Genomic DNA, 14,533 nt, shown 5'->3' on the forward strand with positions numbered 1-14,533 from the left:
TTTTCTAATATTCTAAAGTTTAATAAAGTGAATTCCGTTTTCGGATTAAGGACGGCAATCCTTGATTTCCGTCGCGGATCGGACGTAGGGGGAATCCGTAAAAACACGGTCGGGTTTTTCTAACACCGTTTTCGTCTGTGTCGATGCGGAGATGCCGACGGCACCGAATGAGGTAGGAGGAGAGAAACACTGCGGGAATTTTTTCGCTCTTTTGAGCGAATTTTCACCGATGTGCAGCGAGAAAACGGATTCTAAAATTTGAATATACATTACGGAAGAATCCGCGGACCAACGGATTTTATAAGCAGGAGTCTCCTTCCATTCCGAAAGAAGGACGCGTGTGCCGACGTTTCTTTGGGCCGTCGCATCGGACTTTCTCTCCACAACGACCAGCTCCGGCTTTAAAAACTCCAAGTCTTCGTCGGTTACGGCGACGATCATCGCTATCTTGAGCCCGTTCGGGGAAGGCACGAGATGGATCGGAATTTCCCCGGGTTCCAGATACTGCTCGAAAGAAAGATCCTGTCTGCGTTTCAAATCGAATCCGGTCGGAATTCGGTAAAAACTTCCGTATTCGTCGTCCCGACCTCCGATCCAGTAGAGCGTTTCCGTTTCCGAATGGTAGTAGACGCTACCGGGTAAAATCCATGAAGGAAAACGTATTTCGTCCACCGGAGCCGCAGAAAGGTCAGGGTCGAAAATTCGTATTATAGAATTATAATGTCTTTTTAACGAGGTTCCGGTCAAAGGATTCCAGGAATCCTTTTCCTGGTATAAAACTTCCGTTTGTGTAATTCGTTTTCCGGAAGAGGACCAACCTCTTTCCAGAGTCAGAGACGCGTTCTTCCAGATCAAAAATGAGCAGGAGCAGAATTGTAAAAAGGAGATCGACAAAACGATCCTAATTCGGAGACGAAAATATCTACTTTGAGAAGTTAGGGCGACCCCGCTCTTTTTTCGGAGCGGAGTCGCACGTTTTGCTTCGGGGGTTCGAATTATCTCCAACCCTCGTTTTTGATCTCACTGTGGTTGAGATACAATCCCGCAGAAGTCAGGGAAGGCGCTCTTGTGTGTCCTTGAAACTGAGTGTAGGTTACATTCGAGTTAAACGGCCAAATTCCTTCGCTCTGTGTCAGTGAAGATTGGCATTTATTCAACCCTCCGGCTTTGTTGTAAGCACAGGAAGAATGATACGCCACTGCGTAATCGTCTTCTCCCGGTAGAATCAACGAAGCTCCGGCCATACCTTTGTATCCGGGCACTTGGTAGATCGTTACTCCCGCCGTATTGTTGTGGTTGTATGCCCCTCTCGCAGTGGAAACGATCAACGACTTGTCCATCGCGTTTCCTGCGAATCCGAATGTGATTCCGTTTAATGCGGAAGCTAGTTCGGATCCACCAGAAGCTGCTGCCAACGCGGTCACCTTAGTGATGTTATATCCGCGACTGGATACGCTTGCTCCCAAATTAGCGAGCCAATACTCGGTTACGTAACAACCCGCGCTGTGGCAAACGATCTTGCAAGTGTTGGTTCCTTTGCAATAATTGTTGACCACGGTCGTAAAGTTTGTTTGTGCTCTTGCGGTTCCGTATGTTCTCGGATCCGAAGTGCCGTCGTACCCCACAAAAATCTTCGCTCCTGAAACAGAATTTACGCTGCTTCCCCAGTAATTGTTCACATCCACAGTACCGGTTCCGTTGTGGTTCTTATCCGATTTTCCGTGAACGAACACGGTATATGTCTCGGCGGAAATCGCTCCCGCAAAAAGAAACACGCACAAAGCCAGTCCCATCATCCGATTTCTTTTCCAATTTTTCGTCATTTTTCACTATTCTCCATTTCTTTTGCAGAGAAGAATCTTCTCCGCCTAAACATTGGACTCTCTGAAAATTTAGTCAAGTGTAAGAGTATCGTTTTATAAATAACGATTTAAATAAATTCAAAATTAAATTGAACATGGGTTATATTTTAAAATCAAATCTTGATTGCCCTTGCCTTTCGGAAAAATACTTTGTTTTCGAAAATAGGGCGTTCGAGCTGGGTAACGTTGAGCGGTAGAAGGCAAAACTTTCTTCCAGAATGAGTTTGTGGTTTTGTTTTGCCGAGAAAGCGCGTTAGTTGCATTTTATAAAAGGACAAAAGATGGGAATTCATGAAAGCTAAACGTAACTATGTGCTCTTCGGGGCGATTGTGTCATTTTTCTTGGTTTTAACGGTGTTCGTTTTTTGGCCTTCGGGTCGGAGAGAATCTTGGTTCGAATCGGAAAGGGAGAGAAAGGAAAGAGCGGAGCGAATGGCCAAAAATTCTCCTCCCGGAGAATCGGATTCGATTTCGGAGAACGGAGGTTCCGGTTCTTCTCTGCAGGACATAGACGACTCCGTTCCCTTGGAAAGAATATTAGAAGATTATAAAGAATGGTCGCAATATCCGCCGAATTCGAGACCGCTTTCCAAATACAATGAAGATCTGATCCGACCTTTTTTCATTCAAACGACTATGATCGCGATGGCGGATTCTCCCGAATCGAAGGAGACGAACGGTTATACTTGTCAACTTCAACCTTTATCCTGGGCGGTGATCGGTATACAAGATCAAATGCGCATAACGTTCGAATGTAGACAACAGGACGGTAAACGTATTCCTGTGGATATCAAGTATCATAGGATCTGGAGAGAATTCGACGGTGAAAAATTCGGAACTCTGAACGCCGACGTCGGCGATAACGGTTCGAACGGAGACGACGCGGCGAAGGATCTGCTTTATACGTTTCAATGGAAGCCGTCTCAAAAGGATTGGGGGGATATGATTTTGGAAACGGAATTTAGATACGGACCGAATTTTAAAAAACTCGGCAAACTCAACACTTCCTTTTATTCCTCTCCTGGTCGTCCCGCCGAGTTGAGCGGTTCTTTTTCGGATACTACGAGCGACGGTTCGTTGGTCATTCGCGCGGGAATCAACGTGTACAAATCGGGGAATTATCATATCGAAGGGAATTTGAAACACGCCGAAACGGGGGAATATATCGCCTGGGCCACGTTTGACGGGAAACTTTCCACAGGTTATGGTGAAGCCGAATTTCTTTTTTACGGGAAGTTGATTCGAGATTCCGGTTTGGACGGTCCTTATGTGTTGACGGATATTCGCGGTCATAGGGTCAATTTGGCCGTTGATCCGGAATGGTTTGGTCAAGGAGAAGAGGGTTTAAAGAAGATACAAGCGGCTAAAACCACGGAGCCGGATCGGGAATTGATTCTTCCTTATAAGGAATTTTATAAGACTAAGTCCTACGATAATCAGCAATTCACTTCCAAACTCTGGGATAGCAACGAAAAACAAAGAAGAATCAAGGAATTGGAAAGTATGGAACGTTGATTCGTCCCGCCGGAGAAAAGACGCGAACGACCGTAATATCGCAAAATGAAAGTTAGGCGATTTCGGATCGAACCCATCCGTAATTCTTCGGTTGATTGGCGGGTCGGCCGATAAAACCCGTTCTTTTTGAAAAGAGCGGTCGAAATGAAAGGACCGCTTTCGAATACGATTGAATGATTATCTCCAATACTCGTTTTTGGTCTCACCGTGGTTGAGATACAATTCCGCAGAAGCCGCCGCCAACGCGATCGCCTAAGTGATGTTATATCCGTGGCTGGATCCGCTTCCTCCAAATTAGCGAGCCGATACTCGGTTACGTAACAACCCGCGCCGTGGCAAACGATCTTGTAGGTGTCGGTTCTCTTGCAATCATTGTTGACTACGGTCGTAAAGTTTGTTTGTGCTCTTGCGGTTCCATTGTGATTCTTATCCGATTTTCCGTGAACGAACACGGTGTTTGTCCCTGCGGAAAGAGGTCCGTGAGCAACAAGGCGGCAAACACGGCGTCCCTATTTTTTTTTATCTTTCTCTCTACCATTCCCCTGATATAATTTAGGAATCTGTTTCGCAGCTTTGTCGGGAGTTTGTCGGAGTTCCGTCGTGCGGAAGGGGATTCTTTTTTAGGTAACGGATTGAATTGAATGTTTTGTAATTGGTAGGCTGCGCGTGTGCGGGAACTCTGCGCGATGGTCGTGATTGAAAACCGAGGAAAACGGCGAGGCAGGTCCACAAAGCGTAGGAACTCCTCGTCGATCGGAATGTGTCTTTGTAGGACACAAGTGTGGGAACTCCTAACGGATCCATTTCGAAACATGCCTTCGTTAAGACGAGGCTGAATTTTCCGACTTCACGCGCTCTGGCAGATCGAAAGAAAGAAGGACTACGAAGTCCGAAGATCGTTTCGCGTTTTTTGAACCTCGCGAACTTGGGTAGGGAAGAACGTTTCTTAGGAATGTTCTCCCATTTCCGGGAGTAAGTTTTCCCCCTTTGTTAAACGAAGTTTGTATCGATCAGGGACTCGAAAAAGAGTTTTATTCAAACGGATAGGATCATTTAAGCCCAATCGATCCCTGGAAATTCGAAATCGTTTCCATAACATTTCCGCATAGGGACCGGTTCCGTACATTCGCGTCGAATAGTCTGCATCATACAGTTTTCCTCCTCTCGCATTTCGAATCAATCCCTCGATTTTATCTTTTTTGAGAGGATAATTTTTTTCGAGCCAATCTAAAAAAAGCGGGGCGACTTCGTGCGGAAGTCGAAGGAAAACCATTCCCGCTGATCTTGCGCCGGAGGATTGGGCCGCACGTAGAATCGTTTCCAACTCGGAATCGTTGAGCCCCGGAATGATCGGCGCGACCATGACTCCCGTGGGAACTCCCGCCTTTACGAGGGATTGGATCGTTTCGAGTCGTTTTTCGGGATGCGCAGTTCTCGGTTCCATCCGTTTCCAGAGGGAGTGATCCAAGGTAGTGACGCTGACATAAACTTTTGTCAAGTTATGGAATGCAAGGTTTTCTAAAAGATCCAAATCTCTAGTGACTAAAGAGGATTTAGTGATCAGAGCAACGGGTTGTTTGAATTCTAAAAAGATTCGCAGGAGTTCCCGCGTGATTTCGAATTTTCGTTCGGCCGGTTGATAGATGTCGGTTACACCCGCCAGTTGAATCGTATGAACGTTTCCTTTTTGTTTCGCGAGGTAGTTTCGCAAAAGGTTCGGCGCATTCTTTTTCACAAAGATTTTGGTTTCAAAATCGATTCCCGGAGAAAGATCCACATAGGCGTGATTCGGTCGCGCGTAACAATAAATACAACCGTGTTCACATCCTCGATAAGGGTTGATCGAACGGGTAAAACCTAGGTCGGGGCAATCATTTTCGGACACGATACTTTTGGCCTTTTCTTCCAGGAAGATCGTCTTGGGAGAAGGTTGTTCTTCCGCTTCGAACGGTTCCTTTTCTCGAATTATGGATTCGAATCGACCCGGGATTTTAACTTCGGTGCCTCGGTTGTTGTTTCGTTTTTCGAACATGGGGAATGATCGAAAGTTAATTTAAACTAATCAAATAAATAGTAAACAAATATTTGCGTATTTACGACTTAAAAACGAACGCTCTGAGCTGAATTTTAGTACGTTGAGTCTGTAATCTCGAAAAAACGATGAAGAAAAAAAGATGAGAGGAGTTTCAGGTAATTAGGAAATTCTTATTTAGAATACCGCGGGCTGTCATTGAAATCTCGGACAACGACTTTTCTTGGTCCATCTTCCTGTCCGAATCTTTTCTATTCATTTCGATTCCTACAAGAGTGGCGCAATTTTTCCCTTTTTTCAAATAAAAAAATCACGTTTTACGATCGATTTCGTCTATAGGATAGGGGGGTATGGGATTATGAAATCGAAACACAAACTTCATTCCGATCCAAAAGTGAAAGAGAACTTGAACTTAAGATTAAAAAAAATCGAAGGGCAAATCCGCGGAATTCAAGGAATGATCGATCGGGAAGAATATTGCGACGACGTTTTGAACCAGTTATCCTCGGTGAGATCGGCTTTGGACGGAGTTTCTAAAACTCTTTTGAAAAGTCACATTCAAACCTGCGTCGTGGAACGTTTTAAACAAAACGATTCCGAAATTTTAGGGGAATTTATGACCACAATGGACCGGATTCTTAAATAGGGTTGGAGGATATAGTCATGAAAGAAATTAAATTGGCCGTTCAGGGAATGACCTGCGCGCACTGCGTAAAAACCGTAGAATTCGCATTAAAAAAAATCGATTTAAACGGAAAAGCAAACTTGGAAAACGAAGAAGTCGTCTATCAGGGAACGGGAAACGAGGAGGAACTTTCCAGAGTAAAAGCCGCAATAGAAGAGGAAGGATACACGACGGGAGGCGTCAAATGAAGCCCGGCTCTGAAACGGAGATATCCTCCGTTACGCTTGATCTGATCGGTATGACCTGCGCTAATTGTGCGCTCCGTATCGAAAAGGGTCTAAAAAAAATTCCCGGCGTTACCGATGTACGGGTTAATTTTGCTATGGAAACGGCCAAGGTGGAACTTTCCGAAGCGGTTTCGGAAGAAATCCTTTTGGATAAGGTCGATTCCTTAGGTTATCGCGGGCTCGTTCATCAGGACGTTTTGGAAAACAAGGAAGCAGAGAAAGCCCATGAAGCCGAGTTTAAAAAACTCAAAGTCCGCCTTACGTTTTCGGCCGTCCTTTCCCTGCCCCTTTTGGCTTCCATGATCGGGCATTTTGGAAGCAACATGTTTTCCGAATATTTTAATTTTCTAATGAATCCTTGGTTGCAGATGTTTTTGGCGGCGCCCGTTCAGTTTTGGATCGGCGCTCCGTTCTACAAGGGAGCTTGGAGATCCCTGAAAAACGGAGGCGCTAATATGGACGTTCTCGTTTCTTTGGGAACTTCCGCGGCGTTCTTTTTCAGCTTATACCAGTCTTTTCGTTCTTTCGGAGTGCACATACACGGACAATTGCCCTTGTATTACGAAACTTCCGCGGTTTTGATTACGCTGATTCTTTTCGGAAAATTTTTGGAACACGTCGCCAAAGGTAAATCTTCTAAAGCGATCCAGTCGTTGGCGGGATTACAACCTAAAACGGCGAATATTATTCGCGGAGACGAACTTCAGGAAATTCCGTTGGCTGCGGTTCGAGTCGGAGATTTACTTTTGGTGAAATCTGGCGAAACGATCCCGGTGGACGGAAGCGTTGAAGAAGGGGTTTCTACCGTAGACGAATCGATGTTAACCGGAGAAAGTATTCCCGTTGAAAAAAAAGAAGGCAGCGTTTTGTTCGGAGGTTCGCTAAATCGAAACGGCGTCCTGAAACTTAGGGCTTCCAAAGTGGGCAAGGATACGCTCCTCGCCGGGATCATTCGGGTCGTTCGGGAGGCGCAAGGTTCTCGCGCTCCGATCCAAAGGATTGCGGATCGGATTTCGGGAGTGTTCGTTCCGATCGTCGTGATCGCTGCGTTCGTTACATTCCTAGTTTGGTTTTTCGGAATTCAACCTGGAAACGTCGCTGGCGCTCTGGAAAAAGCGATCGCAGTTCTCGTCATCGCGTGCCCTTGCGCTCTCGGTCTTGCCACACCCGTTTCGATTCTCGCCGGTTCCGGTCGCGCCGCCGCGGAAGGAATTCTTTTTCGTACGGCGGAAGCATTAGAAATCGCTCATAAAGTGGACACGATCGTCTTCGATAAAACGGGAACGTTGACTTACGGCAAACCGGTGTTAAACGATTTTTCGGTTTTGGATCCGGCGCAAAAATTTTTTTTGCTGGGTCTTGCCGCCTCTGCGGAACAGAATTCGGAACATCCTTTGTCCAAGGCCGTGGTGGAAGAAGCCAAACGGCTAGGTCTTTCGCTGTCCATTCCCGAAAATTTCGAAACGATTCCGGGAGGAGGAATTTTCGCTTCGGTGCAGGGCAAACGTATTCTTTTGGGAACGGATCTTCTTTTGAGGGATAAGGGAGTCGTGCTCGATTCCGATCTTCTCCAACTCAAATCGGAAAAAGAGAAAGAAGGGAATACGGTCGTTCATCTGAGCGTTGATGGAGTACATTCCGCCATCCTTTCTTTGTCGGATTCGATCAAGGAATCCGCGTCCGCCGCGATAGAACGCCTCAAGTCGTTCGGTATGGAAGTTTACATGATTACGGGGGACAACAGTAGAACTGCGCACGCAGTCGCGCAGAAATGCGGCATTGAACACGTGTTAGCCGAAGTTCTTCCGGAGGGCAAAGCCGACGAGATTCGGAAGTTACGGGCAGAAGGTAAGATCGTGGCGATGACGGGGGACGGAATCAACGACGCACCTGCGCTTGCCGTGGCCGATCTGGGGATTTCCATGGGAACCGGCACGGACGTAGCCATGGAGTCTTCGGACGTCGTCGTTATGAACGGGGATCTTTCCACGATTCCCGACGTTTTAGAGATCAGTCGAAAGACCGTTTATAATATCCGGCAGAATCTTTTTTGGGCTTTGGTTTATAACGCTCTCGGAATTCCTATCGCCGCATTCGGCTTTCTTGCGCCTTGGTTGGCTGGCGGAGCCATGGCGTTCAGTTCCGTTTCGGTGGTTTTGAACGCCTTGCGTCTTCAAAAAAAAGCGATTTCCGTAAACGAAAGGGCGGATCGATAGAATAAGAGAATTGAAATATTCTGAAATTATGATGTATGGCGCTCGGATCTACGGGTTCGAGCGCCTTTTTTATTAAACGGAATTTTTTTTCGCTCCGTCCACCCATTCCTTATACGAATATAAACCGCTTATCGTCGCTACGTATGCGGAGGCCGCCGGATCCAAGTCTTCGATTCCGTATGTGAGAAAACGACCCACTACCGGTGCGTAGAACGCGTCCGCGATTCCGAATTCTTTGCCGAACAAAAACGGTCCTTTGTGCGTGCGGAGACATTCTTTCCAAATGGTTTCAATTCTTCTAATGTCTTTCCATACCTCTTTTGGGAACGTTTTTCCGTGAAATTTTTCGGTTACGTTCATGGATAGGTTTTTACGAAGTTCGGCAAATCCTGAATGCATTTCCGCTACGACGGATCTTGCCACGGCGCGAGCGGCTTTATCCTTGGGCCATAGTTTTTTTTCGGGAAAGGTTTCCGCTAAATATTCCGAAATGCTTAATGAGTCCCAGATCTTCGTTTCGCCGTCCAAGAGGACCGGAACTTTTCCCGAGTCCGTATAAACTTTTATTTTTTCGTAAAATTCCGGCGTGTTTAGTTGGAGCTGAATTTCTACGAAAGGTATTTTACTTTCCTTGAGTAGGATCCAAGGACGGAGCGACCAAGAGGAGATTTTTTTATCTCCGATTACTAGTTGCAGTTCTGCCATAAAACCAAATTCGTTCCGTACGAGTTTCCTGAAAATTGAAATTCTAAACAACGAAATGGGTTCCGTTTAAAATGAAACAGGCAGTGACACCGAGGCGAGAACGGTTTCGATCGGACTTTCCGAAATGGAATGGTCGATTATATTCGAAATTTGAAATGTTCCGGAATGTCTTCTCATCACGATATCCACTATGGTTAGGCCGAGTCCGGAAAAAATCGTCTCCATCGGAAAGTTTTCGTAAACGTACCCCGCCAATCTGTAAAAGGGCTGTTTTACCAAAAGTTCCTTTTCCTTGGGCACTCCCGGAAGCACACTCGGGTCGAATTCGTTTTTGACGTATATATTCAACATTCCGTTGTGAAAGTTATAGTATATTAAAATTTTAGAATGTTCTGCGGCGTATTTTACGGCGTTTACTATCAGTTCCTCGAAAGCCGTTCGAAAGGACTCTCTATCGATCTGCACTTCTCCTTCCGAATATCCGCTCTGTTTGTAGAAGCCCAATTCTATGAATTTTTCGGAGAGTACTTCGTTCATTTCTACGGACGCGTTCTCGGCGATTTGCGACGTCCAAGCCAGGAATTCCCCGATTTCTACGGATTCCATTCTGGAGACCGTGTCGAGATTGAGCATCTCCATACTTTTTTCAAGGGACTTTAGAATTTTATAAACCGGTTGATTGTTTTGAAACAACATCTCCACGACTTCCCTCGGTAGCACACAGTTTTCCCCTTCGAAGGAAGCCACATTTTCCGCGATTTCGATCAGGCTGACGATTCCGCCGATTCCTCCTCCGCTCATAAACGTTTGTTTGATGTTGTTGAGCGTGACTCTGCTGACATCGACGGTCTTTTCGAGATCCGATAGCCAGGATTGTTTGTATAGGATCCAGTCGAGTTGGGCACGCAGTCTCGTTTCGGTTTCCTCCTGAAGAATCCGTTCGGTTTCCTTTTTTTGAATATACTCTGAGATACGTTTCATACTTTGTCCGAACACCTGGATATCGACCGGTTTGATCAGATAGTCCAATACGCCCAGCTTCATCACTTCGATGATCGTATCCGGATCGTTGTTGCCCGTTTCCACAAGGATCACCGGATCCTTGAGTAACGTTTTGATTTCCCGGATGAAATCCGCTCCGCATAAAAACGGAATTTCCAGATCCACGATAAAGGTGGAGTAAGACTTTTTATGAACGGCTTCCAGCGCCTGTTTCCCGTCCTCGAATCCTTCCGCTTCGATCCCTAAATTCTTGCACATCTGAAGAAGTAAGGCCCTTACTTCTTCAGAATCCTCGATGATCAGAACCGGATCGCGGAACGAGATTTTTTGTTTTTCGGAAACTAAAGAAGCGAGCAGGGAACGGTTTGGGCGAATATCGATTTCTTGGGTCATACGTCTATTACCTAACTAATGAACGAACCTGATTTTTATCAATGTCTGATTCCACTTTCGTTCAACGGTATAGTTTGACGAAATAACGGTTTTTTTTAATACTCAAAGGAGTTCACCGGGATCGGTTTCGGTGCGAATGGAAAAAATTTCTTTCTAAAAACGGGATTACGGAGGTAACGTATGTCTGTCGCAGAATGTCAGGAAAAGGAAGGGCTTCAATATCTTTCCTCGATTTTACAATCTTATTTCTACCAGTATCCGCACGCCATGTTCATTACGGATCGTTCCGGCAGAATCGAATTCATCAATCCGGTTTTCGAAAGTATTTCCGGTTACGATAGAAACGAATTGATCGGTAAAAATCCTAAATTTTTCCGATCGGGTTCGCACGATGCTCGTTTTTACGAAAATTTTTGGCGCACGATTCTTTCCGGCAAGGAATACGAAGGAAACTTCGTCAATAAAAACGCCTTCGGGAAAACCGTTTCCTGGAAGGAAAGAATTACTCCGCTCCGAGACGAATCCGGTAATATTTCGAATTTCTTATGTAGAGTCGATCTTCCGCAAAACGGTAACCTTTCCGAAACGAACGGCGCGGAGTTCCCTCCTCTCGAAGTTTCGGACGAAACGACGAAAGTCAGAGAATCCCTTTTTCCGAAACTGCAACGGGATTTCGGTTTAACGTATCAGGAAGCCAAGATCTGCGATCTTTTGGTGGAAGGTCAAACCCGGGAAAATCTGGTCAAACAACTCGGAGTTCATGCAGGAACTCTAAAGAACCATCTCAAGTCCATCTATCGCAAAACGATAGAACGGAATCTTGCGGAACCGGGTCAGGGTAGGGATAAACTTCAACGGCTGACGTTGTTTCTGATCCGTTTGTGCTGACTTCGCATTATTGAACTTCGCTTAACGTTTTCCCCAAATCCTTTCGAGATAGGCTTCCCGTCCGGAGCCTTTTCGATAGGCTTTGTAACGTTCCGGGTTGGTTTTATAATAATTCTGATGATATCCTTCGGCGGGATAAAACGAAGTATAAGGAACTATTTCCACGACGATCTTTCCTTTAAACCTTCCGGATTTTTCCATCTCCTGTTTCGAACGTTCGGCGATTTTACGCTGCTCCTCGTCGTGATAGAATATTCCCGTTCGATAATGTTTCCCCCGATCCGCGAATTGCCCTCCGTCGTCCGTGGGATTGATCTGTTTCCAAAATATCTTCAACAAATCGGAATATTCCGTTTTGACGGGATCGTATTCGATCTGGACGGATTCTCGATGTCCCGTTTTTCCGGAGCTTACCTCCTCGTAGCTGGGGGAAATTTCCTTTCCTCCGGAATATCCGGCCGTCACGGAAACAACTCCGGGGAGCGATTTGAACGGTCCTTGCATACACCAAAAACATCCGCCTGCGAAGGTCGCTTTCCGGAGTTTCGGACCCGCGTAAGAAGGAGCGATTAAAATTCCGAAAGAAAGTAAAAGACAAATCCTCAAGTAAAACATCGTAATTCCTCGTTTGTCGATTCGAATCGATTGCGGTTCGGTTACAAGTCCGTGCGAAAGCGATTCTCCTTTTTTTGTTTTTCGTTTCCGAGAGAAAAATATTTCTATGTTTTCTTTTCCGGAATCGGATTCTAAGATTCTAAGAATAGAATATGAAAATCGCAATATTAGGAAGCGGGATCGCGGGACTCAGCGCGTGCTGGTATTTGAGCAAAGAACACGAAGTGATCCTCATCGAACGACATTCGCTTCCTGGAATGGACGCACACGGAACCGACGTGGCTCTTAAGGATCGTATTTTCCGCTTCGACGTTCCGTTTCGAGCGTTTAAACAGAACTATTATCCTTGTCTGATCGAAATGTATCGCGAGGCGGGAATCGAATTTCGTCCCGTGGATTATTCCTTTTCCCTGAGCGAAAGAGACGGAACCACGTATTTCCAATTCGCCACTTTCGGGTTCGGCGGAAATTTTTATCCGTTCGTTTCTCCCGTATGTTTTAAAAACGGGGAATCCAGAAGAATTTTTTCGGATACGATCCGGTTTTACCGGGAATCGGAATCCCAATGGGAATCTCTCCGAGGAGAACAACTTACGATCTCCTCGTTTTTGCAGCGTTTCGGTTATTCGAAGGAATTCGAGGACAAATATCTCGTTCCTATGTTCGCGACGATCAACACTTGCACCTTAAAAAGCGCCAAAAATTATCCGGCCGAAGCGGTGATCCGTTATCACGCGAAGGGTCTGAAGTTTCTCCGTTTTTTAACCGCGAGTCACGGAACGAGGGACATCACGACGCGTCTTTCGGCGAACGCGAAAGAGGTTCGTTTGAAATCCAATCCGAAAGGAATCGAACTCAACGGCAAAAAAGTTTTCGTCAACTTCGAGGGCGGTGGTAGGGAGGAATTCGATCGTGTCGTCGTCGCTACCCCGGCCAATCAGGCGATTCCGCTTCTCCCGGAAGAGATGAGCCGAGAGAAAGAAATTCTTTCCTCCTTTCGTTACGAGGAATCCGAGATTCTGATGCACTCCGATTCTTCCTTTATGCCCAACAAAAAGAGGCACTGGGCTCCTTTGTGTTTTACGCTTTCTCCGGATACGGACAAACCCTCCGCGACGATTCGTTTGAATCAGGTTCTTCCGGAAATCGGAAACGAGGAAATTTTTCAAACTTGGAATCCTCTGCAGGAGCCGAAGGAAGGAACGTTGATTTCGCGTTCCAGGTTCGAACGTCCGATCATCGATTTAAAAAACCGTAAAACGATCGAGGAACTCAATGCGATTCAGGAAGGGAAGGGCCGGAAGGTCTGGTTTTGCGGTTCGTATGCGAGATACGGGATTCCTCTTTTGGAGGCGGGAGTTTCCACTTCCTTGGACGTAAAACGTTGGGTGGAGAATTCGGTTTCCGAAAGTTCCGCGGAGTACAACACGAAACGGAAGTAACGTTTCATTCTTTCTCCGCCTAAAAATTCCCCGAAACGTCGGTATCGTTGCGCAATGTGCGGAGGAGTTTCCGATTGCGCCCGGTTTCGTTTTTGAGTTTTCGTTTTTAGAAAACGCGAGAATCCGGCAAAGACGTGTTCTTCCAAAAATTCGAACTCTTGCGCGACAAAACCCGTCTCTTTCAGAAGACGGTGCAAGGACTCCGGAGTGACCCGATTTGCGGCCGGGATAGAAGCCGATTCGCAAACCGCGTTTCGAATCCAAGAATCGATCGGCCCCAATCGTTCCTCTCGGAGAATCAATTCCGCGGAAACGATTTTGCCTCCAGGTCGGAGAATCCTCGCCGCGTCTTGGAGAAACCGTTTTCGATCGGAAAAAAAATAGGCGCTGTCGAGACATAGGATCCGATCGAAGGAACGATCGGGCAACGAATCCAATCCGAGTTCCAAAGAAGAACGGATCAAGGTAGGAATTCCGTCTTGGGTTCGTTCCGAAAGTTTTCGTTTTGCGAATTCCGTCTGAACCGAAGAGGGATTGATTCCGCAGAGCCGAGTCAGATCGAGGGAGAATTCGTCGCGCCATACGAAGAACTGATCCCCGCATCCGTATCCAAGATCCAATACTCTCCGGGAAGAATCGAGTTCGGCCTTTTTTCCCAAAAGAACGGCTAACGTTTTACAGGCGGTCGGATAATCCTCCGTGTCTTTCCAGTAGCCGAGGTTGGCCCAGGAAGTCGAGCCGGGGGCGTTGAGGTATAAGTGCGCCAGAGTGTCCGGCGCCTCTTCGGGTTTTGCTTTTTTTCGGAACGGATTCATTCGAAAAAAAACGACCTTTTGCGGGGATGCGAAATTTCTTTATGAATCGCCAAACGGAGACGGTTTAGGGTTTGCGGTAGTTCCCGCAAGTTCGGTGGAGTCGGATTTGTCACGAAGAAATATCTATACATTCATT

Annotated in this window: 12 protein-coding genes and 2 pseudogenes; 6 read left to right on the forward strand and 8 right to left on the reverse strand. The window is 46.3% G+C overall.

From position 1 onward, the window contains the following. Window positions 1-45: 45 nt before the first annotated feature. The gene (locus tag EHQ17_RS03890; protein ID WP_135590867.1) at window positions 46-894 is read right to left on the reverse strand and encodes a hypothetical protein; all 849 of its coding nucleotides are present in this window, start codon (window positions 892-894) and stop codon (window positions 46-48) included. A 101-nt stretch (window positions 895-995) separates the two neighbouring features. Further along, on the reverse strand, window positions 996-1,823 hold the full coding sequence (locus EHQ17_RS03895; protein ID WP_135590868.1) for a hypothetical protein: 828 nt from the start codon (window positions 1,821-1,823) through the stop codon (window positions 996-998). Between the two features lie 471 nt (window positions 1,824-2,294). Between EHQ17_RS03895 and EHQ17_RS03900 the strand changes: the two genes are divergently transcribed. After that, window positions 2,295-3,377 (forward strand): hypothetical protein, encoded by a 1,083-nt coding sequence (locus EHQ17_RS03900; RefSeq protein ID WP_246057375.1) that lies wholly within the window; start codon window positions 2,295-2,297, stop codon window positions 3,375-3,377. A 255-nt stretch (window positions 3,378-3,632) separates the two neighbouring features. On the opposite strand, the pseudogene EHQ17_RS20085 reads toward EHQ17_RS03900, so the two are convergent. Both EHQ17_RS20085 and EHQ17_RS03910 read right to left on the reverse strand, forming a co-directional pair. Then, window positions 3,633-3,856: pseudogene (locus EHQ17_RS20085) on the reverse strand (hypothetical protein); the annotation flags it as partial. A gap of 467 nt (window positions 3,857-4,323) precedes the next feature. Continuing rightward, the gene (locus EHQ17_RS03910; RefSeq protein WP_135590870.1) at window positions 4,324-5,409 is read right to left on the reverse strand and encodes a PA0069 family radical SAM protein; all 1,086 of its coding nucleotides are present in this window, start codon (window positions 5,407-5,409) and stop codon (window positions 4,324-4,326) included. A 358-nt stretch (window positions 5,410-5,767) separates the two neighbouring features. Here EHQ17_RS03910 and EHQ17_RS03915 point away from each other — a divergent pair, with 358 nt between their 5' ends. Genes EHQ17_RS03915 through EHQ17_RS03925 form a run of 3 tightly spaced genes read left to right on the forward strand, consistent with a single transcriptional unit; the run spans window position 5,768 to window position 8,537 of the window. Beyond that, window positions 5,768-6,055: a metal-sensitive transcriptional regulator gene (locus EHQ17_RS03915; RefSeq protein ID WP_135590871.1), complete on the forward strand. Its 288-nt coding sequence runs from the start codon at window positions 5,768-5,770 to the stop codon at window positions 6,053-6,055. A gap of 17 nt (window positions 6,056-6,072) precedes the next feature. After that, window positions 6,073-6,282 carry a heavy-metal-associated domain-containing protein gene (locus EHQ17_RS03920; RefSeq protein WP_135590872.1) on the forward strand — a complete coding sequence of 70 codons (210 nt, stop codon included), beginning with the start codon at window positions 6,073-6,075 and terminating at the stop codon, window positions 6,280-6,282. Next, window positions 6,279-8,537: a heavy metal translocating P-type ATPase gene (locus tag EHQ17_RS03925; RefSeq protein ID WP_135590873.1), complete on the forward strand. Its 2,259-nt coding sequence runs from the start codon at window positions 6,279-6,281 to the stop codon at window positions 8,535-8,537. The genes EHQ17_RS03920 and EHQ17_RS03925 overlap by 4 nt, the downstream gene beginning before the upstream one ends. A gap of 72 nt (window positions 8,538-8,609) precedes the next feature. Here EHQ17_RS03925 and EHQ17_RS03930 read toward each other — a convergent pair whose 3' ends face one another. Further along, window positions 8,610-9,242, reverse strand: a complete 633-nt coding sequence (locus tag EHQ17_RS03930; RefSeq protein ID WP_135590874.1) for a glutathione S-transferase family protein — start codon at window positions 9,240-9,242, stop codon at window positions 8,610-8,612. Window positions 9,243-9,308: 66 nt separating this feature from the next. Next, entirely contained in the window at window positions 9,309-10,637 is a 1,329-nt protein-coding gene (locus EHQ17_RS03935) for an ATP-binding response regulator (RefSeq protein ID WP_135590875.1), read from the reverse strand. A 180-nt stretch (window positions 10,638-10,817) separates the two neighbouring features. On the opposite strand from EHQ17_RS03935, the gene EHQ17_RS03940 reads away from it, so the two are divergent. Continuing rightward, the gene (locus tag EHQ17_RS03940) at window positions 10,818-11,525 is read left to right on the forward strand and encodes a PAS domain S-box protein (protein ID WP_135590876.1); all 708 of its coding nucleotides are present in this window, start codon (window positions 10,818-10,820) and stop codon (window positions 11,523-11,525) included. Window positions 11,526-11,546: 21 nt separating this feature from the next. Here EHQ17_RS03940 and msrA read toward each other — a convergent pair whose 3' ends face one another. Continuing rightward, entirely contained in the window at window positions 11,547-12,140 is a 594-nt protein-coding gene (gene msrA, locus EHQ17_RS03945) for a peptide-methionine (S)-S-oxide reductase MsrA (RefSeq protein WP_135590877.1), read from the reverse strand. Window positions 12,141-12,292: 152 nt separating this feature from the next. Here msrA and EHQ17_RS20090 point away from each other — a divergent pair, with 152 nt between their 5' ends. Then, a complete protein-coding gene (locus EHQ17_RS20090) occupies window positions 12,293-13,582 on the forward strand; it encodes an NAD(P)-binding protein (RefSeq protein ID WP_135590878.1) in 1,290 nt (429 codons plus the stop codon). On the opposite strand, the pseudogene EHQ17_RS03955 reads toward EHQ17_RS20090, so the two are convergent. After that, window positions 13,555-14,397, reverse strand: a pseudogene (locus EHQ17_RS03955) (class I SAM-dependent methyltransferase); the annotation flags it as partial. The gene EHQ17_RS20090 and the pseudogene EHQ17_RS03955 sit on opposite strands and share 28 nt — an antisense overlap. Window positions 14,398-14,533: the final 136 nt, after the last annotated feature.

The organism is Leptospira gomenensis, assembly GCF_004770155.1.
Taxonomy (GTDB): domain Bacteria; phylum Spirochaetota; class Leptospiria; order Leptospirales; family Leptospiraceae; genus Leptospira; species Leptospira gomenensis.